Annotated in this window: 22 protein-coding genes, 1 tRNA gene and 1 pseudogene; 17 read left to right on the forward strand and 7 right to left on the reverse strand. The window is 41.1% G+C overall.

From position 1 onward, the window contains the following. Positions 1-187 precede the first annotated feature (187 nt). Positions 188-262: transfer RNA gene (locus tag HYD28_06915), tRNA-Arg, on the forward strand. A 27-nt stretch (positions 263-289) separates the two neighbouring features. On the opposite strand, the gene HYD28_06920 is transcribed toward HYD28_06915, so the two are convergent. The 3 genes from HYD28_06920 to HYD28_06930 form a co-directional block, all read right to left on the reverse strand. Further along, on the reverse strand, positions 290-1,354 hold the full coding sequence (locus HYD28_06920) for a zinc-binding dehydrogenase (protein ID QLE08720.1): 1,065 nt from the start codon (positions 1,352-1,354) through the stop codon (positions 290-292). 187 nt (positions 1,355-1,541) lie between these two features. Then, a complete protein-coding gene (gene nhaD / locus HYD28_06925) occupies positions 1,542-2,975 on the reverse strand; it encodes a sodium:proton antiporter NhaD (GenBank protein ID QLE08721.1) in 1,434 nt (477 codons plus the stop codon). Positions 2,976-3,209: 234 nt separating this feature from the next. Then, the gene (locus tag HYD28_06930; GenBank protein QLE08722.1) at positions 3,210-3,938 is read right to left on the reverse strand and encodes a glutathione peroxidase; all 729 of its coding nucleotides are present in this window, start codon (positions 3,936-3,938) and stop codon (positions 3,210-3,212) included. Between the two features lie 110 nt (positions 3,939-4,048). On the opposite strand from HYD28_06930, the gene HYD28_06935 reads away from it, so the two are divergent. After that, complete coding sequence (locus tag HYD28_06935; protein QLE08723.1) at positions 4,049-4,948, forward strand: LysR family transcriptional regulator; 900 nt, start codon at positions 4,049-4,051, stop codon at positions 4,946-4,948. Here the strand turns inward: HYD28_06935 and HYD28_06940 are convergent. Then, positions 4,931-6,121, reverse strand: a complete 1,191-nt coding sequence (locus tag HYD28_06940) for a flagella assembly protein FlgT (protein ID QLE08724.1) — start codon at positions 6,119-6,121, stop codon at positions 4,931-4,933. The genes HYD28_06935 and HYD28_06940 overlap by 18 nt on opposite strands. Positions 6,122-6,230: 109 nt before the next feature. Between HYD28_06940 and HYD28_06945 the strand changes: the two genes are divergently transcribed. Continuing rightward, positions 6,231-6,689, forward strand: a complete 459-nt coding sequence (locus HYD28_06945) for an LPP20 family lipoprotein (GenBank protein QLE08725.1) — start codon at positions 6,231-6,233, stop codon at positions 6,687-6,689. A gap of 112 nt (positions 6,690-6,801) precedes the next feature. On the opposite strand, the gene HYD28_06950 is transcribed toward HYD28_06945, so the two are convergent. From HYD28_06950 to flgA, 3 genes are all read right to left on the reverse strand, one after another. Next, positions 6,802-7,233, reverse strand: a complete 432-nt coding sequence (locus tag HYD28_06950; protein ID QLE08726.1) for a flagellar protein FlgN — start codon at positions 7,231-7,233, stop codon at positions 6,802-6,804. Continuing rightward, positions 7,226-7,546: a flagellar biosynthesis anti-sigma factor FlgM gene (flgM, locus tag HYD28_06955; protein QLE08727.1), complete on the reverse strand. Its 321-nt coding sequence runs from the start codon at positions 7,544-7,546 to the stop codon at positions 7,226-7,228. The genes HYD28_06950 and flgM overlap by 8 nt, the downstream gene beginning before the upstream one ends. Positions 7,547-7,624: 78 nt before the next feature. Continuing rightward, positions 7,625-8,329, reverse strand: coding sequence for a flagellar basal body P-ring formation protein FlgA (flgA, locus tag HYD28_06960; GenBank protein QLE08728.1), 705 nt, complete (start codon positions 8,327-8,329; stop codon positions 7,625-7,627). 142 nt (positions 8,330-8,471) lie between these two features. Here flgA and HYD28_06965 point away from each other — a divergent pair, with 142 nt between their 5' ends. From HYD28_06965 to HYD28_07030, 14 genes and pseudogenes are all read left to right on the forward strand, one after another. Further along, positions 8,472-9,404: a chemotaxis protein CheV gene (locus HYD28_06965; GenBank protein QLE08729.1), complete on the forward strand. Its 933-nt coding sequence runs from the start codon at positions 8,472-8,474 to the stop codon at positions 9,402-9,404. A 21-nt stretch (positions 9,405-9,425) separates the two neighbouring features. Beyond that, positions 9,426-10,256: a protein-glutamate O-methyltransferase CheR gene (locus tag HYD28_06970; protein ID QLE08730.1), complete on the forward strand. Its 831-nt coding sequence runs from the start codon at positions 9,426-9,428 to the stop codon at positions 10,254-10,256. 135 nt (positions 10,257-10,391) lie between these two features. Continuing rightward, a complete protein-coding gene (gene flgB, locus HYD28_06975) occupies positions 10,392-10,802 on the forward strand; it encodes a flagellar basal body rod protein FlgB (GenBank protein QLE08731.1) in 411 nt (136 codons plus the stop codon). 2 nt (positions 10,803-10,804) lie between these two features. Next, on the forward strand, positions 10,805-11,236 hold the full coding sequence (gene flgC, locus HYD28_06980) for a flagellar basal body rod protein FlgC (protein ID QLE08732.1): 432 nt from the start codon (positions 10,805-10,807) through the stop codon (positions 11,234-11,236). A gap of 13 nt (positions 11,237-11,249) precedes the next feature. Continuing rightward, positions 11,250-11,930, forward strand: coding sequence for a flagellar hook assembly protein FlgD (gene flgD / locus HYD28_06985; GenBank protein ID QLE08733.1), 681 nt, complete (start codon positions 11,250-11,252; stop codon positions 11,928-11,930). A gap of 51 nt (positions 11,931-11,981) precedes the next feature. Continuing rightward, positions 11,982-13,334: a flagellar hook protein FlgE gene (flgE, locus tag HYD28_06990; protein QLE08734.1), complete on the forward strand. Its 1,353-nt coding sequence runs from the start codon at positions 11,982-11,984 to the stop codon at positions 13,332-13,334. A 161-nt stretch (positions 13,335-13,495) separates the two neighbouring features. Then, positions 13,496-14,260, forward strand: coding sequence for a flagellar basal body rod protein FlgF (locus HYD28_06995; protein QLE08735.1), 765 nt, complete (start codon positions 13,496-13,498; stop codon positions 14,258-14,260). A gap of 21 nt (positions 14,261-14,281) precedes the next feature. Continuing rightward, positions 14,282-15,071, forward strand: a pseudogene (gene flgG / locus HYD28_07000) (flagellar basal-body rod protein FlgG). Between the two features lie 15 nt (positions 15,072-15,086). Further along, positions 15,087-15,770, forward strand: a complete 684-nt coding sequence (flgH, locus tag HYD28_07005; protein QLE08736.1) for a flagellar basal body L-ring protein FlgH — start codon at positions 15,087-15,089, stop codon at positions 15,768-15,770. A 12-nt stretch (positions 15,771-15,782) separates the two neighbouring features. Further along, entirely contained in the window at positions 15,783-16,877 is a 1,095-nt protein-coding gene (locus HYD28_07010) for a flagellar basal body P-ring protein FlgI (GenBank protein QLE08737.1), read from the forward strand. Between the two features lie 193 nt (positions 16,878-17,070). Continuing rightward, positions 17,071-18,039 (forward strand): flagellar assembly peptidoglycan hydrolase FlgJ, encoded by a 969-nt coding sequence (flgJ, locus tag HYD28_07015; GenBank protein QLE08738.1) that lies wholly within the window; start codon positions 17,071-17,073, stop codon positions 18,037-18,039. Positions 18,040-18,052: 13 nt separating this feature from the next. Further along, positions 18,053-20,062, forward strand: coding sequence for a flagellar hook-associated protein FlgK (flgK, locus tag HYD28_07020; GenBank protein ID QLE08739.1), 2,010 nt, complete (start codon positions 18,053-18,055; stop codon positions 20,060-20,062). Between the two features lie 2 nt (positions 20,063-20,064). Next, positions 20,065-21,297 carry a flagellar hook-associated protein FlgL gene (gene flgL, locus HYD28_07025; GenBank protein ID QLE08740.1) on the forward strand — a complete coding sequence of 411 codons (1,233 nt, stop codon included), beginning with the start codon at positions 20,065-20,067 and terminating at the stop codon, positions 21,295-21,297. 347 nt (positions 21,298-21,644) lie between these two features. Next, the gene (locus HYD28_07030; protein ID QLE08741.1) at positions 21,645-22,670 is read left to right on the forward strand and encodes a flagellin; all 1,026 of its coding nucleotides are present in this window, start codon (positions 21,645-21,647) and stop codon (positions 22,668-22,670) included. Positions 22,671-22,696 lie beyond the last annotated feature (26 nt).

Below are 22,696 nucleotides of genomic sequence, written 5' to 3' on the forward strand. Positions count from 1 at the left end.
CTTGCATTACACCAATCGGCTATTCTCGAGTCGATTGGTTTATTCTCCTTGATTAGCAAAGCCTTAGACCGTTATAATTTTAGTTACAAGTTACAAGTTACAAGTTACAAGTTACAAGTTACAAGTTACAAGTTACAAGTTACAAGTTACAAGTTACAAGTTACAAGCAATCCCTCAGCTTTTGAGTGGCCTCTTAGTTAAATGGATATAACGGCCCCCTCCTAAGGGGCAGTTACAGGTTCGATTCCTGTAGGGGCTACCAAGTTACCTCAGCACCCCTTAAGCTTAATTAACCCGTTACTTTTTCAAGCTCACCTGTGCGCCATGGTTCAATGATGATTTTGATATGGTCGTTTGGTTTAAACAAGGTATCAAAGGCACCTTGTACGCCGTCGATGCCGACTTTTCCTGTGCGCATTTTTTGCCATGCAATTTTACCTGAAGCGATGTTCTCGAGTGATTGAGCAAATTCTTCTGGTTGATAGTAATAAGAGAAAATAAGGTCTAACTCTTTGACAGTTGCATAGGCAAAATTAACGTTAAGTGGTGCAGTATGTACACCTGTTACAACGATTTTTGCTTTTGCTGGCGCACGTAAAATGTAGTCGTTTAATAAGCAGCTGACACCGGCGCATTCAAAAATAACGACCTTGTTGCTACCTGCAAGCACAGCGGCTTTAGCGACTTCATCATCCGCCATAGGGTTAACATATTCAGTAGCGCCAAATTCAAGGGCAATTTGTTTTTTGCTTTCTTGCGGATCAGAGGCAACGATGTGTTTTACGCCTTGTAACTTTAATGCGGCAATCGCGGCAAGGCCAATTGGGCCACAACCAACTACGATTGCAACATCATCATTATGCATTTGTGCGCGGTTCACTGCATGCAGGCCAACAGCAAGTGGTTCTGTAATGGCTGCCGCTTCTGATGGAACTGCATCAGGAATAGGTAATAGCAAGGCTTCATCAACAATAAAGTATTCAGAATAGGCACCATACAGCCCTGGAGTTACACCTACGCCAGCACCGCCAGCAGAGAGTAAGATTGGCACTGAGGTTACACGGGTTCCTTTAGCAAGTTCGCCTTTGGTATTTGGGCCGTAGCTGACGATTTCTGCCGCGTACTCATGACCTAATAATATTTCTTGGTCGTCACCTGCATCATTAGCCATTATGCCAAGGTTTTTATAGATATCGAATACATCACTGGTGTGGCGTGTAATATGAATATCTGAACCGCAAATACCGCAAGCTAGGCTTTTTACTAATACTTGGCCGGGTCCAGGAGTGGGAATATCAATTTGTTTTACATGCAACTTGCCATTTTGCATGGCAACAGAATTCATTTGGCTCATATGTGTGTCCTCAATTCACCTTATTTGTGAATTATTAGACTAAAGTAAAGTACCTGCCTTAATCTTGACTTTTTGCGACAAAAACACCGCTTATTGCGACATTGCTGTTTATAAACCGCTCATTGTGGAGTGTTTAAAGTTAAAACCCTAAAAACGATTAGGGTTTTAACTTTAACATTACAGAGGCTTAGCTGAAGTAGGCAGTATTGAGATATAAGTGAGTTAATACACCTGCAAAGTAACCGAGTAAAATAACCGGTGACCATTTTAAGTGGCTATTAAAGGTGTAGATCCCTCGCGCTTGACCCATTAGTGCAACCCCTGCCGCAGAGCCAATTGATAACAGGCTGCCACCTATACCTGCTGTTAAGGTGATAAGCAGCCATTGACCATGCGACATATCTGGCATCATTTGTAACACCGCAAACATCACAGGAATGTTATCTACAACGGCTGACATTAAACCAAGAATAATGTTCGCACCGGTAGCAGACCAGTTGTTATAAAGTAAATCAGAAAGCAGCGCTAAGTAGCCGATAAACCCTAAGCCACCAACACAAATTACAATGCCATAGAAGAACAAGAGCGTGTCCCATTCTGCTCTTGATACACGGCTAAATACATCAAAAGGAACAACGTTACCTAAGCGAGATAAGCGCTCTTTATCACCTTCGCGCTCTGCCATAGCGCGTTTTCTGGCAAGGGAGCCGGGTAGGGTGACGCGTAAGAAGTAGCCAAAAAACTGTAAATAGCCAAGGCCCATCATCATGCCTACAACTGGAGGTAAACCAAAGGCGGTTTTTAACACCACGGCGGTTAGTATTGTCAGTAAGAATAAGCACAATATGCGAAGCGCACCACGTTTAAGTTCAATCTCTTCGCCTACGATATCAGGGTGTTGATTATTGATATATAAAGACATAATAAATGCTGGAATAATATAACTTACTAAAGCAGGTAGGAATAAAACAAAGAACTCGGTAAAGGCGACAACATCGGCTTGCCAAACCATGAGTGTCGTGATGTCACCAAATGGGCTGAAGGCGCCCCCTGCATTTGCGGCTATTACAATGTTTACGCATGACATAGCAATAAAGCGGTTATCATTTGCTGCAACTTTCATTACTACGGCACATAGAAGTAATGCGGTTGTTAAGTTATCGGCTACAGGTGAAATACAAAATGCCAGTACACCGCTTATCCAAAATAATTGTTTGTAGCTAAAGCCCCTCGCAACCAGCCAGCTTCTTAGGCCATCAAATAAACGGCGCTCTTCTAGTGCATTGATGTAGGTCATCGCAACGAGCAAAAATAGCATTAACTCTGAAAATTCTAACAGGGCGTGACGAAACGCGTTAGTGCTCAGAACAGATAAGTTTTGTGCACTGTACTGCCAAGCAATAAGGGTCCAAATAATCCCGGCTGCAACCAATACGGGTTTTGATTTGCGTAAGTGAATTTTTTCTTCGAGTATGACGAGCACATAAGCAAAGATAAAAATAACAAGGCATATAATGCCAACAGGGTGGGTGAGTAAATCGATCGTACCAGTGGACGCAGCATGAGCTTGGCCACCGAAACATAGCAAGGAAAGGAGCAGTCCTTGTATTAGTTTTTTCATTTTATATTCCAATTAAATCATCTTAATTTCGTTACGGTTTGAGTAAATGTAGCTGCAGACATTTTAGGTTCATTCTTTGCTTTATGTAATAAATTGGTAACTAAGATGTTGGTATTTTGAATATAAATATCGGTGATGGTGAGAGCAGACCAGTTGGTTAATTTGTTTTTTAATCAATAGGTTGTAGGTGTTTAAATAATGTAAGGGCTGCATTCAGCAGCCCCAACTTGAAAATTATGCAAAGTGTTTTTCTAAATCGTCAGAGCCACCAATGTGCTCACCGCCTATGAATACTTGCGGTACTGTCTCACGACCTGAAATAGCTTTTAAGCTGGTTAATGATGCGTGTTGACCTAATATAATTTCTTCGTACACATAACCCTTTGCTTCTAATAGTGCTTTAGCTTTTGTACAGAATGGGCAATTAGGTTTCGTAATAATGCTCACTGACTCTGGTTTTATTTGCGCAGGGTTAATGTATTCAAGCATGGTATCAGCGTCAGATACTTCAAATGGGTCGCCTGGCTTTTGCGGTTCAATAAACATTTTTTCGATAACACCGTCTTTTACAAGCATAGAATAACGCCAGCTGCGCTTACCAAAGCCTAAGTCGTTTTTATCAACTAACATACCCATGCCATCAGTAAACTCACCGTTGCCGTCGGGCAGTAGGGTAATATTTTGGGCTTCTTGGTTTTGCGCCCAAGCATTCATCACGAATGTATCGTTTACAGAAATACAGACAATGTCATCAACCCCGTTTTGTTTAAATACAGCAGCAAGCTCGTTATAACGTGGTAAATGTGTTGATGAACAAGTAGGTGTAAATGCGCCAGGTAATGCAAATAGCACAACCGTTTTATCTTTAAAGATTTCGTCAGTAGTAACGGATTTCCACTGCTCGTCTACACGTGTTGCGAATGTAACGTTTGGTACTTTTTGGCCTTCAATATTGTTTAACATGTTTTTGATTCCTCTTGATTTGTTGAGTGCTATTATGCGGTTTGATTTTTGATAGTTCCAATCGTTTGTTTGTATTAATATGATAGATAAAAGCTATTAAAGGTGCGGTTATGAATTTAAAAGACTTCGAATATGTAAAAGCGGTTGCACAGTACAAGCACTTTAGAAAAGCAGCAGATGCCTGCTATATCAGCCAACCTACGCTAAGCGGGCAAGTTAAAAAGCTTGAACAAGAATTGGGTGTTGTTATTTTTGACCGTTCAACTAAGCAGGTCACAATCACCGCTCAAGGTGAGCAATTACTTAAACAGATCACACTTATTCTTGAGCAAACGCAAGTGCTCAAAGAAATTGCCGCCAGCTCACACGATCCACTAAAAGGTAAAATAAATGTAGGGATTATTCCTACCATCGCACCTTATTTACTGCCAACGCTATTAACATCAATGAAGCAAGCTTTCAGTGAAACCCAATTTTCATTTACTGAAATGCAAACAGCACAAACGCTGCTGGCCCTTGATAATGGAGAGATTGATATTGCAATTGTTGCTGATGTAGCCGATTTAGCGCCTTATCATGTTTCACCGCTTTATAAAGAAGATTTTTTGGTCGCGGTGTCAGAGCAACACGTATTGGCAAAACACACTGAAGTCGCTTTAGCTCAATTACAGGATTGTGATTTATTAATGTTAAATGAAGGTCATTGCTTTAAAGAACAAGCAGAACAATTTTGTTTTTCAGCAGGGGTCGAGGTGTCAAATCAATATAAAGGTAACAGTATTGAAACCTTACTCGCGCTGGTGGCAATGGATGATGGTGTCACTTTTGTTCCTAAGCTTGCATGTACACCACGTGAAGGAGTGAAGTACTTAGCTATAACACCAAACCAGCAACGCCAAATTGTCATTGCAACTCGTAAGCACTACCCGCACATAGCAGGTGTTGAGCAATTAGCTAACTGGCTAAATGCTCATGAAGGCCTACAAGCTCATTTACTCGCTAGCAGCTAATTCAACAATATCATTAATTTGAATGTTAGGCAGAGGTTGCTGATCAATACTCACGGCAACCGCTGATTGCTGATAAAGCTGAGTCACTTTTACCTGATTAAGTGTCGTGATTTTATGCGGGAGTTTATTACCCTGTGCATCCGTTAGGTAATTATGATGGGCAATATTTAAAACTTGCCCTTGCTCGAGACCATGAGCCTTACCAAGGTTTATAATCAGCCTATCGTTTTCGATATGCAGTATTTTACCTTGCGTGGGCAAACAGGCCATGGCTGCTTGTAAGTCATAGGTTAGAGTTTGGTTTATATCACTAATAGCTTGGCCATAGTCGGTTGCCCAAAATCGGTCACTATAAACATCGATGATCTCAGTCTTTTTATACGGCCAAATGCCTTCAGTTTGGTAGCTTTTTTGCCAAAGTTTTTCGTAAGTTGTGCCATCAAAGAGCACATAATCAACTTTATATGCACGCTTAAAACTGTCATCCTGCCAAAATGCATAGTCGTTATTAATTTTATGGTTGACCGACAAATCACGAATACGACTTAGTAACACATATTGCGAGTTACTTCGGCTAGTGATTTCCTCAAGTAGTGCATTACTATAATCGTATTGCTGAGTGAAAAAGTGATCTACCCTTAGCGGCATGTTGTAATAAGCCGTTGGCTTAGCTGCCATTTGTGTATTGCTTAAGCTATTATATAGGTGTTCGCTTATTGCTTTGTTTACGTCAAAAATTTGGCCCATACGAGCTTGCTCGCGATTGGCAAGTTGGCTTTGTGTAACAGCAATAAATTTAGTGTATTGGTTTGCAGGGCACTCTTCTGCTTGAGCAAAGATGTCTAAGCGAAGCGTAATAGCATAGGTGTCGTTATGACGATCTTCGCTGATTAATTCTATTTTCTGGATTTCACCGTGGCTACTTATTTTCAGCTGATCTTGCGTCAAAACCCCGTCAACTAGAGTCTGTACAGAGCTTACTCGAGCGCCAGAAAACACTAACGCCTGAGTAATGGCATCTTTAATGGCGGCAGATTTGGCTTGGCTAGTATCGCCATTTTTTACAACTGCATGGCCTGTAGATTCAAACCATTGCGCTAAACTATTGTTAGAAAACAAAATTGTAAAAGCTAAGCCAAGGCTTTTTAAGCAGGCTATTGTTTTATTGTTCATGCTGACACCTAGCATTAAAACTATTGAATAACCTAAATGAGCAAGGACTGTACCACAGTGGCATTAAACGTGCATATTTGTAGACAAGAGTTTTAAGCGGAAGCAAATTATGCGAGTACTTCTATTAGGTGGGCTAGTTGCCTGCGCAGCATTAACAGGCTGCAGTAGTATTTTTGATAAACATGTAGAATACACTTACATTGAGCCAGATAGCTACCCGGTGCTAAAAGCTGTGGGTTATGCGCCAATAAGTGCTCAGCCTGGCAGTAATGAATCGCAACGTACTCTACTTGCGATTAAAGCCTCAAAGCTTGAAGCTTACCGCGAGCTTGCTGAGCAAGTTTACGGGCAAAGAATTTCCGCAGGCACTACAGTGCAAAACAGCATTGCTCATAATGATCAATTACAAAGCCAAGTACAAGGTGTGATCAAAGGTGCACAGGTTATTAAAACCTATGCAGTAGGGGACACCTACGCAACTGAATTACAGCTCGATATGAAACGAGTGCACGATTTATACATCGGCGAAGTAAAACCGCGCCAAGTGAAAAAAGTAACATATTATTAGGTGCAACTTAGTCTAGTTGTAACCTATTGGCTTGCCGCATAAGTCCAGCAAATTCTGCAAGCATAAAAAAACGCGATAACTTAGTTATCGCGCTTTTTTAATGGAATAGTATTTAGGCTTTCAAGTTGTGAACGATTTTCTTATCGCCTTGAATAACACTTCCGCCTTGGTCGTAGGTCATCGATGATGGCGCACCGATTAAAATATCCTTAAGTTGTTTAACACTCAGCTGTGCTTGATGGGCTGCATGGGCATTAACATCGTTTTTCTTTTTGCAGCTTGATAGTAAAGTGTTAACTTGCTTGATAAGTGAACTCACTTCGTCATCTTGCGAATCATTGTGCGCAACAAGCTTTTGAACTTCTTTATCAATTGTTTGGATTTGTTGTAACAGAGAGATTTTTTGTTGGGCAATACTCTTTAATCCATCGCCACGTTTTGCAGCAATGGCTGTCAATTCATCATCTAACAGCGCAGCAATAGACTCTAAGCACGAAACTTGTTGTGTTAGTTTACTGGCAATTAAATGATTATGATCAGCCATAGACATCAAACTCGAATGCAGCAATGTTCTTTGCTAACTTCTCAGCATCAATTTGGTATTTACCTTCGCTGATTGCTTTTTTCAGCTCAGCTACTTTATTGCTGTCAAAGCCAGATGATTGCTCAGCTTTTTCTTGCAAAGACTTAAGCTGTTTAGCTTGAGGTGTTAAGCTCACAGAATCTGCACTTGCTTTAGGTGCGGCTGACTTTGCAGCAGCTGCATTAGCATTATCTTTTTGTAAATCAAGCTTCTTTTGCTTGGTATTTGTCAACACAGAAGGCTGTTGTTGACCATTATTGACATTGCTTACCATAATTTTGACCTATACATTACCCAACATATGCCTTTATATCGGCGGGCACAGCGGATACTTTAGCATAAATATAAAAAATTAAATATTTACTTGTACAGACTCGACCCCATCCACACGTGCATTTAATACTTTACCTGATTTTTTGTTTTTTACACGTACTAATTCGTCTAACGTGCCATCTTCTAAAGCAATCCCAGTGGTCTTAATTCTTAAACCGCGTAATGAGGCATAAATAGTGACATTATCGCCTTTGCAAACCATACACACCTGACGCATTACAATAGGGCTGCCATCACGCAAGTTACGTTTGCTACGGCTGCCAATAAGTATAGACTCATCTTGTACGTATTGCGTTCTAACAAACTGCTTTGGTTTCATTTCAACACGTAAATGCTCTGGACGGATGACTTCACCACGAGCAAGGTTGGTTGTTACAACAACCACAGGTTCGAGCTCAATTATGCGGACATGGACGTATTGAGTCCAACTATTTAGGTCTTGGCACTTAAGTTGTACAGTTACCTGCCGATTAAAAGGAGGTTCTGTTGGTAACTCTTTGTTTATTGGCGACTCACAAAACCTCTCTGGAATGCGACCATCTAATGGTAAAGCACTTATTTGTGGTTTGGTGTCCAGATCAGGGAGCTGTTCGCTAACAAAATCGATAGCGATTTGTTGAAGTTGCTCGTTATTATAAACTTCTGCCTGCAGTTGTGTTGCAAACAACAGGCTAGTAAGAAAATAAAAAACACTGTATCTTCGGCTTTTTTTTAACAAACTCATATTGTTTCGACTATGCTTATGGTTGAAAACAAGGTATAAATATTTTGCGTCAAAAAACAGACGCTTCGTAACCTTATGTAGCTTTAACACAAAGAAGGCAATTATTGTTCCAGCTCTGATTGTTTATCTTTAGGAGATTGAAATGGCAGGCATTTTAGACTCAGTTAACCAGCGTACTCAGTTGGTTGGGCAAAACCGCCTTGAATTACTATTATTCAAACTCAGAGGGCGACAACGCTTTGGTATCAACGTGTTTAAAGTAAGAGAGGTTTTGCAATGCCCACCACTTACTAACATGCCAAAATCAAATGCGTATATTCGCGGCGTTGCGCACATTCGTGGCCAAACTATCTCTGTTATTGATTTATCGATGGCCGTAGGTGGTCCGGCAATTGAAAATATCAAAGACAGTTTTATCATCATTGCTGAGTACAACCGTTCTGTGCAAGGGTTCTTGGTTGGCGGAGTTGAGCGCATCGTTAATATGAACTGGGAAAAAATAATGCCACCGCCTTCAGGTGCGGGACGTTATTCATACTTAACAGCGGTCACTGAGATTGAAAATGAGTTAGTTGAGATACTTGATGTAGAAAAGATCTTAAACGAAATTTGTCCAGTTAACACTGAAGTGAGTGCTGAAGTGGTTGGTGAGGGTGAAATTCAGCGTGATTTAGGTGAGCGTATTGTCTTTATTGCTGACGATTCAGCGGTAGCTCGAAACCAAGTTAAACGTGCGCTTGAACCTTTAGGTGTACAAACTGAGTTAGCTAAAAACGGCAAAGAAGCATTATTACGTTTACGTGAGATTGCTCAGCTTGATTGTAAAAATGATATTACTGAGCGCGTTGGCTTATTGATATCTGACGTAGAGATGCCGGAAATGGATGGTTATACCTTAACCGCCGAAATTAAAGCAGATCCAAAATTATCACCTCTTCATGTGATCTTGCATACCTCTTTAAGTGGGGTATTTAACCAGGCAATGATTGAAAAAGTAGGTGCCGATGATTTTATTGCAAAATTTAACCCAGATGAATTAGCAACAGCTGTGAAAAAGTGGGTTCATTGTGATTAATTATTTATAGGTGGTATTACTTTGGAAAATAAGCATTTACAACAAAGCGAATACGATCAATTCCGCTCTTTCTTAGAACAACAATGTGGCATCGTGCTTGGTGATAACAAACTTTACTTAGTAAAAAGTCGCCTAGCGCCGCTTATGGCACGTTTTAATGTCGAGTCTTTATCACAGTTGGTAAGTAAAACCTTAAGTCCTCATGAGAGGCAGCTTCGTGCCGCTGTGGTTGATGCGATGACCACCAATGAGACGCTTTGGTTTCGAGACCAATACCCATTTGAGCTATTGAAAACGAAGCTATTCCCTGAACTTAAAGATGTTCGTCGACCATTGAAAATATGGTCAGCGGCAAGTTCATCAGGGCAGGAGCCATACTCTATTGCCATGTCGGTCGCTGAGTTTCAGGCTAAAAACCCTGGCGTATTAAAGATGGGAGCGCAAATAATTGGCACAGACATTTCTAATACCATGCTTGATATGTGTAAGAACGCTGAGTACGACTCGTTAGCCCTTGCTCGTGGTTTGTCGATGGAACGACGTCAGAAGTTCTTTAAGGACAGCGGTAATGGAATGGCTCAGGTTGTTGAACCTATTCGCAAAATGGTGAGCTTTAGACATTTAAACTTACTAGATTCATACGCCTTAATGGGCAAGTTTGACATTATATTTTGTCGTAATGTGTTAATTTACTTCTCACCAGAAGTAAAAGCTAAAATCATTTCGCAATTTGCTCAAGCTTTAAACCCTAAAGGTTATCTATTTTTAGGTGCATCTGAATCAATGGCGGGCCTTAGTGACAGCTTTGATATGGTTCGTTGTAACCCTGGTATTATCTATCAAAAAAAGTAAACTCTCCTTAGCAACCTAGTCCTTAGGTTGCTAAATTTATCTATTTTTCAGTCTGTTATACAAATAAAGCTTACTCCTTATTTTTGGCTTATCTTTTGCATTGTTCACTGCAGAGTCAATTTTTTGGAGATGGTTATGGCTATCAGTTTTGATAAAGCATTTGGAGTTCATCCGCATGCGATGTTGATCCGTTCACAACGCGCTGAGTTATTAGCGACAAATATCGCTAATGCTGATACGCCGGGCTATAAAGCGAAAGACATCGATTTTGCCTCGGCATTAAAAGCGGCAAAAAGCAACCAGCAAGGTGGCAATAGTATGGTAAGAACCGATGCTAAACATATTGCCGGAGGCAGTCGTTTTGTTGGTAATGCAGAAATGTTTCGTACGCCAAATCAAGCAGATACAGGTGATGGCAACTCAGTTGATATACAAGTGGAACGAAACTTGTATGTACAGAACTCATTAGAGTATCAGGCAAGCCTGCAATTTATGAGTAGTAAAATTAAAGGCCTTAAAAAAGCCCTCGGTAGTCAAGGAGCATAATCATGAGTTTGTATAATGTTTTTGATATTTCAGCAACCGGTATGAGCGCGCAAAATGTCCGCTTAAATACTACTGCCAGTAATATCTCGAATGCGAATTCGATTAGTTCTAGCCAAGATCAGACGTATCGAGCGCGCCATCCTGTTTTTGCTGCAGAGTTGACTAAAGCGTCAGCATCACAAAGCAATCCTCAGGGCTCTTCTGTTGGCGTTAAAGTACTAGGCATTGTAGAGAGTGATAAGCCTCTGCAAATTGAATATAACCCAAACCATCCAAGTGCGGATGAAAATGGTTACATCTATAAGCCTAACGTTAATGTTGTAGAAGAAATGGCAAATATGATTTCTGCCTCTCGCTCTTACCAAACAAATGTGCAAGTTGCTGATGCAGCTAAGCAAATGTTAAGTAAAACACTGTTGCTTGGGCAGCGGTAACCGAGGATAAGTTATGAGTAACGACATCAGCAGTGCGTCATCCACGTATTTAGATAATTTACGTTGGCAAGACAATCAAAATAAAACAGAAGAGAAAGATGATACTTTAACGCAAGAAGACTTCTTCTCACTTTTAACACAACAGTTGTCGTTTCAAGACCCAAGCAAGCCAGCTGATAATGATCAAATGATTGCGCAGATGACGAACTTCACTATGGCTGAGGGTATTTCAAACTTAAATGAGAAGTTTGAATCACTGACTGCTTCAATGACATCAAATTCTGCGTTACAGGCTTCTACCCTTGTTGGTAAGCAAGCATTACTTGAGTCTGACACGATTGATTTTGATGGTGAAAATCTCGCTAAAGGGTCGGTAGTTGCAGAAACTGCCGTTGAGTCTCTAACGTTAAGAATAACAGATTCATCGGGCCAGTTAGTGCGCACGATTGAATTAGGTTCGCAGTCAGCGGGTGCTCTTCGTTTTGAATGGGATGGTAAAGATAACGATGGCAATGTACTCCCTGAAGGTGAGTATGACATTAGTGCTGAAGGCTTCGTAAATGGAGACTACAGCAGTATGCCAATGGCGACCTTTAAGAATATTGAAAGTGTCAATATTAATGGCGCCAGCGGCATTATCGTAAATACAAAAGAGGGTGCGGTTAGGCTAACTGATATAGCTGAAATCGCATAAGTAAAAAAGGTTTGGGTTAGCTTAGGCTAAGAGATAGGTTAGAGGTGAGTTATGAGCTTCAATATTGCATTAACAGGCTTAGCAGCCGCGCAAAAAGATTTAGACGTTACAGCAAATAATATTGCTAACGTCAATACCACGGGCTTTAAGGAGTCTCGTGCAGAGTTCGCTGATGTGTACGCATCATCAGTATTTAGTTCTGGTAAAACAAAAAATGGTGACGGTGTAAGAACAACAATGGTGGCACAGCAATTCCACCAAGGTTCATTATCTTTCACTAATAACTCACTGGACTTAGCAATTACTGGTGAAGGTTACTTTGCCATGGCAAATGACCTAGGTGCACAAGATTTTACATATACTCGTGCTGGTGCGTTCAAACTTAATAAAGACAACTTTATTGTGGATGCTAGCGGAAACTACTTACAAGGTTTCCCTGTTGATGAAGCAACGGGTGATACAACTTCTGTTAGTTTAAGCACATCTTCTGCGCTACAAATTCCTGATGCATCAGGTTCTCCACGCGCTACGACCAATGTTTATTCGTCGTTTAACTTAGATTCGCGTGCATTAACGCCAGCAGTTACACCATTTGACCCAGAGACAAGTGCATCGTACAACAGTTCAACATCAACAACGGTGTATGATTCTTTAGGTGAGCCACACATTTTACAGTTCTTCTTTGTTAAAACTGACGCAGCAGTGACTGGTAATGACAATGAATGGCAAGTGTTTGCAACGCTTGATGAAAAGCCGTTTGCTGCTAATGGTACTGAGCAAACTGCGTCGCCATATACACCTATTTCAACTTTTCAGTTTGACTCAAGTGGTTTACCACAAAGCACAGATGGGACTGCAAATACGGATGCTACGTTTAATCCATTAACAATACCTTCAGGCGGTATATCTGGTTTACTGTCTAATGGTGCGAGTTTCCCTGATGATGTAAACATTAACTGGCGCGATGAAGCTGGTACAACGAATAAAATACCGACTCAATATGCAAGTAACTTTGAAGTGAAAGCGCTTGAGCAAGATGGTGCGACTGTAGGTCGTCTATCAGGTATCGATATTGGTACCGATGGTAAAATTGTTGCTTCATACAGTAATGGTGATACTTCTTTCCTTGGCCAAGTTGCGATGGTACGTTTTTCGAACTCACAAGGCTTGCAACAAGTAGGTAATACTGCTTGGAAGAAGAGTTTAACATCAGGTGAGCCGATTGCTGGCGAACCAGGTTCAGGTACTTTAGGTTCAATTAACTCATCTGCGCTTGAGCAGTCGAATGTTAACTTAACTAGTGAACTTGTTGATTTGATCAGTGCGCAGCGTAACTTCCAGGCAAATTCACGTGCGCTTGAGGTTAACTCAACACTACAACAAAATATCCTACAGATCCGTTAATTTTAGCGGCTCTAAGCTAAATCCGACACGAAGGCTGCTCCCTCTATTGGCAGCCTTTTTTCATTTTACCGACCTCATTTTTCTTTCCTATTTTAGCGTCAATTTTACTTTGGCACTTTTATTGCATTTCTTAGTTATCGTATTTTTAGTGAGTCAATGTTATGGACAAAATGGTCTACATTGCCATGTCGGGTGCAAAGCAAAGTTTGCGAGGTCTTGAACTCAAGGCCAACAATCTTGCTAATGCTAACACCACTGGCTTTAAAGCTGATTTTGCACAAGCTCGCTCTATGCAAGCCTTCGGTGAAGGTTTGCCATCTAGGGTGTTTGCAATGCAAGAACGCCCTGGATCTAATATGGAATCGGGTGGCTTTGTTGAAACTGGCCGCGAGCTTGATATCGCGATGAGTGACCGTGGTTGGTTGAGTGTACAAGATGCATCAGGCAATGAGGCGTACACCAAAACTGGCACATTAAACATTACTCCAGATGGCGCGTTGATCACTAGCCACGGCCGTCAAGTAATTGGCGAAGGTGGTCCAATTATTTTGCCGTTACCTATCGAGAAAGTTGAGTTTAGTGAAGATGGCGCTATTCAGGTTCGCCCACAAGGTGCGCCTGCTAACTTTTTAGAAGTAGTTGATCGGCTGAAAGTGATTGAGGCTGATAACACCATGCTCGAAAAAGGCAATGACGGATTATTCCGACCAAAAGAAGATATGTTGGTAAATGATCTATGTGGTTTTTGTGATATTTCACCTAACGTGAAAGTACTGTCGGGAACGCTTGAGATGTCGAATGTAAACCCAGTGCATGAAATGGTCGACATGATCAGCAATCAACGCCAATTTGAATTACAAGTTAAATTGATGAAAACAGCCGAAGAGCTCGATGAGCGTCAAGATCAGCTGTTACGCATTGTTTAAGATGACTGAGAGGGTAGAGTTATGAATCCTGCATTATGGATCAGTAAAACCGGGCTTGACGCCCAGCAAACCGATATTTCGGTGATCTCAAATAATCTCGCGAATGCCAGCACGGTCGGTTACAAAAAAAGCCGCGCCGTATTTGAAGATTTACTATATCAAAACATTAACCAACCAGGTGGTCGTTCGTCACAAGACACTGAAATGCCATCGGGCTTAATGCTAGGTGCCGGTGCCAAAGTGGTTGCTAACCAAAAGAACTTTTCACAAGGTAACATGCTTACCACAGAAAATTCATTGGATTGGATGATTTCAGGTCCTGGTTTTTTTGAAGTGCAATTACCTGATGGCAATATTGCCTATTCACGTAATGGTCAATTCACGACTGACGAAGATGGTCGAATTGTGACATCGGGAGCGGGTTTTCCGTTGCAGCCTGAAATGAATGTTCCAGATGATGCACAATCAATCACTGTTTCGCAAGACGGTGAAGTGTCAGTTTCGTATCGCAGGGCAACCAGACAATGTGGTAATTGGTCAGCTAACTATTAGTGATTTTATTAATCCATCGGGTCTTGAGCCCATGGGGCAAAACTTATACACAGAAACCGCTGTTAGTGGTGCGCCTGTGCAAGGTAACCCAGGTATCGATGGTTTAGGCAGTGTGGTTCAAGGTTCTCTTGAAACGTCTAACGTGAATGTGACAGAAGAGCTCGTTAACTTGATTGAAACACAACGAATTTATGAAATGAATTCAAAAGTGATTTCAGCGGTTGATGAAATGCTTAGTTACATTAATCAGCAGCTTTAATGGGTAGGAGGCAGCATGCGTAATATTATCTTAGTCACATCGGCAGCATTAATGCTGGGTGGTTGTATGACAACGCAAAATCATCATGTGGTTCAGGATGACCCTTACTATGCGCCTATGTACCCGGAGCCTACAACAGAGCCTATGGTACCAACGGGGTCGTTGTTTGATAGTTATTCATCAAATGACTTGTACTCAGATAAAAAGGCTCTACGCGCTGGCGATATCATCACTGTTAAATTGCAAGAGTCTACTCAAGCGACCAAAGCAGCTAAAACCGAAACAGATAAAGAAACGGATGCGAGTTTAGATCCAGTAATTGGTCTGGGAGGTAATCCAGTTAACATTGGTGGTGATAGTATTCAATTTGGTATTGGCTCGGGGGCATCGTTTAAAGGTGACTCAAAGTCTAATCAATCAAACAGCTTATTTGGTGATATTTCTGTCAACGTGATGCGTGTTTTACCCAATGGAAACTTAGTTATTCGCGGTGAAAAATGGCTTACGTTGAACACTGGCGAAGAGTTTATTCGCCTTGAAGGCTTAGTTCGTCCAGAAGATGTTTCAGCTAGTAATACAGTAACATCAAACCGAATTGCCAATGCGCGAATTCAATATTCAGGTAAAGGGCAAATTCAAGAAACACAAAGCGCAGGTTGGCTGTCTCGTTTCTTTAGTAGTTCGCTTTTCCCATTTTAGAGGAACAAAGTCATGAATGGGTTTAAATACATCATCGCTCTTTGCTTAATTAGCCTGCAGTTTTCTGCACAGGCTGAGCGAGTCAAAGATGTATCTATGGTTGAAGGTGTTCGTGCAAACCAATTAGTCGGTTATGGTTTGGTTGTAGGTTTGCCAGGCACAGGTGAACAAAGCAGATTTACTCAACAGAGCTTTAAAGCCATGTTAAATGGCTTTGGTATTACTTTACCAGATAGCTTAAAACCTAAAATTAAAAATGTTGCAGCCGTTGCTGTTCATGCAGAGCTACCAGCATTCAGAAAACCAGGGCAAACCATAGATATTACGGTTTCGTCTATCGGGAGTGCAGGTAGTTTACGCGGTGGTACCTTATTACAAACCTTTTTAAAAGGGGTTGATGGTAATACGTATGCGATTGCACAAGGCAGCTTAGTTGTTGGTGGTCTAGGTGCTGAAGGAGCTGATGGTAGCCGGGTCATTATTAACACGCCAACGGTAGGTCGTATTCCAAACGGTGCCATTGTAGAGCGTGCTATTAAGAGCCCGTTTATGCAAGGTGACTACATTACCTTTAATTTAAACCGCCCTGATTTCACAACGGCAAAACGCTTAGAGCAAACAATTAATGATTTAGTTGGCCCTGATAGCGCGCAGGCAATCGATGCAGCCTCAGTTCGTGTATTGGCACCGCGTGATGCATCTCAACGTGTTGCGTATTTGTCTACTCTTGAAAACTTAGAGTTTAAGCCGGCAGACACCGCTGCAAAAATTATTGTTAACTCGCGCACTGGTACAATTGTGATTGGTAAAAATGTGAAGCTGCAGCCTGCGGCTATTACGCACGGTGGTTTGACGGTCACTATTGCTGAGCAGCAAAATGTGTCACAACCAAATGCCTTAAGTGAAGGTGAAACAGCTGTCACAAATCAAAGCATTATTGATGTTAATGAAGATGACTCACGTGCTTTTGTATTTAACCCAGGTGTTAATCTTGATGATCTCGTTCGAGCCATCAATGAGGTTGGAGCCGCACCGGGTGATTTAATGGCGATTCTAGAAGCTTTAAAAGAAGCGGGGGCGATAAACGGGCAACTGGTTATCATTTAAATTAAAGCGCGCTTTCGAGCGCGTTTTTGTTTCTAGTAGTTATTAAATCATTTAGCTCACAGATATCAGTCAAATCTTTGTTCTGAAGTTACTTCATTCCACTATCAGTTATTAGCTATTCATTTATAAAGTTTTTTATTGGCGCAATTTTTGCATTTTATTTTTCATTATTAACTATTGTGTCAAAAAGCTGATGGATACTAATCATCTCGACAAGCAAAACTTTTTTGATTTAGGTAACTTAGACTCATTACGTCAAAGTGCTTTGAAAAGTGATGCCTCTAGCGATGCGTCAAAAGAGGCGCTGAAAAAAGCGGCGGCACAATTCGAGTCTATCTTCACTCAAATGCTTCTTAAAAGTATGCGTAAAGCAAATGAAGCGTTTGAAGATAAAGACAGCCCATTTAACTCAAGCGGCGTTAAGTTTTTTGAAGAGATGCATGATCAACAAATGTCGGTTGAGCTTTCATCTAATGGCTCGCTCGGTCTAGCTGATTTGATAGTGCAGCAGCTTTCGCCTGACGGTAAGAAATTTACTCCTGGTTCTGTGCTTAGAACTACTGCTGACTTTGATAGTGATAAACGGGCAAGCGGTGTGGTTGATAGCAAAACTGATGTTAAGGCTGAACCGCAAGCTGTCGCAGATACAACAGCAAACGAGCAAACAGAAAACCGCTTTGAAGATGTGGAGTCTTTTATTAGCTCTGTTTGGGAGCACGCAAAAAATGCTGCACAGAAGATTGGTTTAAATCCTGCTGTGATGGTTGCTCAAGCAGCCCTTGAAACAGGTTGGGGTAAACACATTATCAGTAAAGCTGATGGCACAAGTAGTAACAACTTATTCAATATTAAATCGGATACGAGCTGGCAAGGTGATAAAGCGAGCAAAGTCACGCTTGAGTTTGAACAAGGCGTGCCAGTTAAAAAGCAAGCAAGTTTCCGTTCTTATCAATCGATTAAAGACAGTGTTAACGACTTTGTGGATTTCTTAAATGAAAACCCACGTTATCAAGAAGCACTCAATAATACTGCAGAGCCTGCAGCCTTTTTAGATTCGTTACAAAAAGCAGGTTATGCAACTGATCCAAATTATGCCGATAAAATTAAGCAGGTATTGAAGCGTGTTGAGCTTCAAAGTGTCGCTGCTTCATTGGTACGTTAAGGAGTAGACCCTGATGTCATTTAGCTTATATGACATAGCAAATGCCGGTGTAAGAGCTAACTCTGAGCTTTTACAAACCACCAGTAAAAACATCGCCAACGTTAATACCGAGGGTTATGTGCGTGAGCGTACTGAGTTCACAACCATGATCGACAACCAAGTGGGTCGTGGTGAAACGTATCGCTTACTGAATGAATTTGCGCAAAAGCAATTAAATAGAGATACCTCTAATAAAACATTCTTTGATCAGTTTGTAACTGAAGCAAGCCGTGTAGATAGCTTGTTTTCTGAAGAGTCAAACAGCTTATCAACGAGTGTCAATTCGTTTTTTAACAATGTACAAGAAAGCTTAAATCAACCGTCATCAACAGTAGCTCGTTCACTGGTAATGACTGATGCACAAAACTTAATTGATCAAATGGACAGATTATCGAGCATTGTGGTTGACCAAAAAGCAGTGGTAAATGAGCAACTAGAGATTTTTTCTGAAGAAGCAAATAACCTGATCCAAAATATCAGTGATTTGAATACTAAGATTGCGTCGGTTCATGGTACTGATCGTGAGTCAGTATCAAGTGGTTTATACAATGAACGCGATAAAGCGATTCGTGACTTATCTGAGCTGATTGATATTGAAACCCTTGATGGTAATAACGGCGAAAAGCAAGTGTATTTAGGCTCAGGCCAAGCTCTTGTCATGCAAAGTGGTACATTTAACTTGTTTTCATTCAGTGGCGATCCTGATCCGAACTTTAAAGAGCTGAAACTTGATGTAAACGGTGGCAAAGCTGTGCCGCTTGAAGTTGATGTGAGTAAGTTGAAAGGCAAAATAGGCGGATTATTGGCATTTCGTGACGACATTTTAGTGCCAGCGCAAAACCAGCTAGGTCAAATGGGGTTAGCGTTAGCTGATGCCTTTAACCAACAAAATAGCTTAGGTATGGACGCTAATGGTGAAATTGGTGGTGATATTTTTGCTATTCCAACCGTTGATGCGTTCGGTTATCAAGCCAACACGGGCACATCAACAATGACGGCAACTCTTGAGCCAGGTAAAGGCAGCGAATTGCCAGCAAGTGATTTTATCGTTACTTATACCAGTGCTACGACTGTTGAGATTCAGGCAATCGATAATAAAGGCGAACCAATTGGCACCGCGTCAACAGCGAATGTGACAGCAGGTGTGATTGATTCATCAACCATCACTGGCGGCGAAGCGTTTGGTTTACAGCTCAATGTATCGGGTGCTGCCAATACCGGTGACCAATTTATGGTTAAGTTGAACTCTCAGGCTTCTACGAGCCTAGAGCTTGCGACGGAACGCCCTGAAGACTTAGCATTAGCATCACCTATTCGAACTGCGAACGATATTAATAACACCAGTGACGCAAGTATTTCTGCTGGTACAGTCTCAGATATTGATAACTCAACGGGTATTACCGTAGGCCCACCACCTAGTTTGGCGAATGGCGATATCACGTTAGTGAAAACGGCGAATGCTAACGAATATCAAATCACAGATGGCAACGGCACATCAACGTTTACTATTACACCACCTGCTGAGAATATTCTTGCTCAAGCGGGAGCTCCTTATGATGCTTATGGCTTCGATTTTAATATCGAAGGCTCTCCAGCTACAGGCGACACTTTCACACTTGAGTTTAACACTGGTGGTTTTGATGATAACCGTAATGGTTTGCTATTGGCTGATTTACAAAATGGTGAACTAGTTCGTCAAAATGTTGAAGCAAGTAGTACTGCTGATAATCATAAAACCTTTAATCAAGCATATTCTGGAATTGTTACTGATATTGGTGTTGTGACTAGTCAAGCTCAAACCAATGGTGCAGCCTTTACAGCATTGGCTGATCAATCAGAAGCTTGGTATGAATCACTCTCAGGTGTAAACCTTGATGAAGAGGCGGCAAACTTACTGCGTTTTCAACAATCGTATGCGGCATCTGCACAGGTACTTTCAACAGCACGTACTATTTTTGACACCTTATTAAGTGCGGCGAGGTAATTATGCGTATTTCAAATAACATGATGTATAAGAATAACCTTAATTCTATTCTTAACTCACAGCAAAACGTTAATAAAGCACAAGAGCAGGTTAATACTCAAAAGCGTGTATTGACTGCTGCTGACGATCCTTCAGCAACGGCTCGCGCTTTACTTTATAACGATCGCATTCAGGGTAATGAACAGTTCACAAAAAATATCACTATGTTGAATAGCCGCCTGACGACAGAAGAAAGTGTGCTGCAAAATATTAAAGGTGCACTTGAGTCTGCTTATACTTTATCTATTCAAGCGGGTAATGGTGCCTATAGTGATATCGACCGTGAAGGTATTGCTGAAGAAGTTAAGGCACTACAAAGCACCGTTCTTGATTTAATGAATGCAAAAACCGAAGACGGTAAGTTTATCTTTTCGGGCTATCAAGATAATACCCCTTCTTATAGTTACAATAGTACGTCTGGTCGCTATGAATATGGCGGCGATCAGGGGCAACACAAAATCAAAGTGGCTGAAGGTGTAGAAATAAAGTCGAGTGACAATGGTTTTGATACGTTCGAAAAAGTTGATGCGCGCCTAAATGTGGCCTCAAACGACGGCACAGTTTCGGGCGGGATAACAAGCTCAAAAGTTTATGTTACTGAACAAGCTGATTTTGATAAATTCCATCAGGCAAATTACAACGCTGATCCTGCCGCCGCTGCAAATGCCAATACACTAAGCTTTATTACTACAACAGGGACACCTAATACATTTGTTGTGCAGCAAGCGGGTGTAACGATTGACAGTGGCAGCTTTGAAGACGGCAAAATTGAATATCAAGGTATGGAAATTTCTGTTTCGCCTGTTGCAAACGGCCAAATCGATGTTGACCTTGAAGCGCCACAAAAAGAGAATGCGTTAAATACTTTGGATGATCTGATAGCAGGACTAACCAATCCTGATTTAACTCAGGAAGAGTTTGATCAAGTTTTAGCGGATGCCATTGTACAACTCGATAATGCTAAAAATCAGGTTTCACTTGTACAGGCAGGTTTGGGTGGTCGCTTAAATACAGCCAAGAAAATTGAACAATCAAACGGTGACTTAGATACCAGTAATAAAGCAGCGAAAGCTGAGCTTGTTGAGCTTGATATGGCTGAAGCGATTACTGAACTTACCAAACAGGAAACATCACTGCAAGCTGCACAAGCAACATTTGGCCGTTTGGCTAACCTTTCCTTATTTGATTATTTATAATTTTTGTAGGTTAAGCTTAATTAATAAGCTTAACCTACAAAACCTACCTTAAGCTTCCTACTTTAAAAGTGCTTTTAGCTCACTCTTTATTTTGTTTTTACCCTCATTAACACATCGTGATAGCGGCTTTTATGGTAACCAGAAGCCATATTTAGTTAAAAGGTTAAAATATTTCTTATTTAAATACAGTGGTTTGTATAAAATTTTAAAAATTGTTTAAAAATTCACTAAAGGATTTTTTGAGCGGACCGATAACTTAATTAACCAAGCAGAGTAACAAATAACAGTTACCGCTTAATTAGAGTAAGTTTGAGAGTAAATGATAAGTTTACTTCGGGAGAAATATCATGGCACTTTATGTAAATACAAATGTTAGTTCATTAAACGCACAAAGACAATTAATGAATTCTGGTAACTCACTAGATACTTCATTCCAACGTTTATCATCAGGTCTGCGTATCAATAGCGCAAAAGATGATGCGGCAGGTCTACAAATTACAGACCGTTTATCATCGCAAATTAATGGTCTAAATCAAGGTAACCGTAACGCAAACGATGCGATCTCACTTGCACAAACAGCGGAAGGTGCACTAGACGAAGTTACGTCAATGTTTCAGCGTGTACGTACACTTTCTCAACAAGCGGCAAATGGTTCAAATACAGATGAAGACCGTTTAGCGATTCAAGAAGAGATTCGCTCGTTGATGAGTGAAGCGAACCGTGTGGCTCAAGATACTACCTTTGGTGGACAGAACCTTCTTGATGGAACTTATTCGGCTAGCTTCCAGGTAGGTGCTGATGCGGTGCAAACTATTGGCTTTAGTATGAAAACAGTGGGTGATACTGCTAATGGTGCAAATAGCCTTGCTGCAAATGGCGGGTTTACGTTGTCAGGCTTAGCAAACGTAGCTTCTGCAGTTACAGGAAAAGCTTTTGTAGCAGCAGCTTCTGGGAGTTCAGCAGCGGCTGTTAAGGGATTGCTTGATACTGAAGCTTTATCTGCTTTATCTGCACTTGATAGCTCATTTGCAACTTCTGATGCCGCATTTTCAGTTGTGTTTACTGAAACAGGTATCTCAGTATCAAGTCAGGTGGGTGCACAGCTAGTACTTGCTGGTATGGACTCACTAATAGCAGTAGTTGATAAAAAACGCGCAGAGTTAGGTGCGGTACAAAATCGTTTCCAATCAACAATTCGTAACCAATCGAATATTGCTGAGAACCTTAGCGCTGCTAAATCACGTATTAAAGATACTGACTTTGCTCAAGAAACAGCGAACTTAACTAAGATGCAAATCTTACAACAAGCTAGCCAAACAATCTTGAGTCAAGCTAACCAACGTCCTCAAGCGGCTTTAAGCTTACTAGGTTAATAGTTGGGGATTTGAGTTAAAATGAA

Source organism: Pseudoalteromonas shioyasakiensis, assembly GCA_013391845.1.
GTDB lineage: Bacteria > Pseudomonadota > Gammaproteobacteria > Enterobacterales > Alteromonadaceae > Pseudoalteromonas > Pseudoalteromonas apostichopi.

What these genes read in the sequence shown, in the direction of transcription:
- HYD28_06920 (QLE08720.1), bottom strand. Translation starts at nt 1,354, where the DNA reads ATGAGCCAAATGAATTCTGTTGCCATGCAAAATGGCAAGTTGCATGTA.
- nhaD (QLE08721.1), bottom strand. Translation starts at nt 2,975, where the DNA reads ATGAAAAAACTAATACAAGGACTGCTCCTTTCCTTGCTATGTTTCGGT.
- HYD28_06930 (QLE08722.1), bottom strand. Translation starts at nt 3,938, where the DNA reads ATGTTAAACAATATTGAAGGCCAAAAAGTACCAAACGTTACATTCGCA.
- HYD28_06935 (QLE08723.1), top strand. Translation starts at nt 4,049, where the DNA reads ATGAATTTAAAAGACTTCGAATATGTAAAAGCGGTTGCACAGTACAAG.
- HYD28_06940 (QLE08724.1), bottom strand. Translation starts at nt 6,121, where the DNA reads ATGAACAATAAAACAATAGCCTGCTTAAAAAGCCTTGGCTTAGCTTTT.
- HYD28_06945 (QLE08725.1), top strand. Translation starts at nt 6,231, where the DNA reads ATGCGAGTACTTCTATTAGGTGGGCTAGTTGCCTGCGCAGCATTAACA.
- HYD28_06950 (QLE08726.1), bottom strand. Translation starts at nt 7,233, where the DNA reads ATGGCTGATCATAATCATTTAATTGCCAGTAAACTAACACAACAAGTT.
- flgM (QLE08727.1), bottom strand. Translation starts at nt 7,546, where the DNA reads ATGGTAAGCAATGTCAATAATGGTCAACAACAGCCTTCTGTGTTGACA.
- flgA (QLE08728.1), bottom strand. Translation starts at nt 8,329, where the DNA reads ATGAGTTTGTTAAAAAAAAGCCGAAGATACAGTGTTTTTTATTTTCTT.
- HYD28_06965 (QLE08729.1), top strand. Translation starts at nt 8,472, where the DNA reads ATGGCAGGCATTTTAGACTCAGTTAACCAGCGTACTCAGTTGGTTGGG.
- flgB (QLE08731.1), top strand. Translation starts at nt 10,392, where the DNA reads ATGGCTATCAGTTTTGATAAAGCATTTGGAGTTCATCCGCATGCGATG.
- flgC (QLE08732.1), top strand. Translation starts at nt 10,805, where the DNA reads ATGAGTTTGTATAATGTTTTTGATATTTCAGCAACCGGTATGAGCGCG.
- flgD (QLE08733.1), top strand. Translation starts at nt 11,250, where the DNA reads ATGAGTAACGACATCAGCAGTGCGTCATCCACGTATTTAGATAATTTA.
- flgE (QLE08734.1), top strand. Translation starts at nt 11,982, where the DNA reads ATGAGCTTCAATATTGCATTAACAGGCTTAGCAGCCGCGCAAAAAGAT.
- HYD28_06995 (QLE08735.1), top strand. Translation starts at nt 13,496, where the DNA reads ATGGACAAAATGGTCTACATTGCCATGTCGGGTGCAAAGCAAAGTTTG.
- flgH (QLE08736.1), top strand. Translation starts at nt 15,087, where the DNA reads ATGCGTAATATTATCTTAGTCACATCGGCAGCATTAATGCTGGGTGGT.
- HYD28_07010 (QLE08737.1), top strand. Translation starts at nt 15,783, where the DNA reads ATGAATGGGTTTAAATACATCATCGCTCTTTGCTTAATTAGCCTGCAG.
- flgJ (QLE08738.1), top strand. Translation starts at nt 17,071, where the DNA reads ATGGATACTAATCATCTCGACAAGCAAAACTTTTTTGATTTAGGTAAC.
- flgK (QLE08739.1), top strand. Translation starts at nt 18,053, where the DNA reads ATGTCATTTAGCTTATATGACATAGCAAATGCCGGTGTAAGAGCTAAC.
- flgL (QLE08740.1), top strand. Translation starts at nt 20,065, where the DNA reads ATGCGTATTTCAAATAACATGATGTATAAGAATAACCTTAATTCTATT.
- HYD28_07030 (QLE08741.1), top strand. Translation starts at nt 21,645, where the DNA reads ATGGCACTTTATGTAAATACAAATGTTAGTTCATTAAACGCACAAAGA.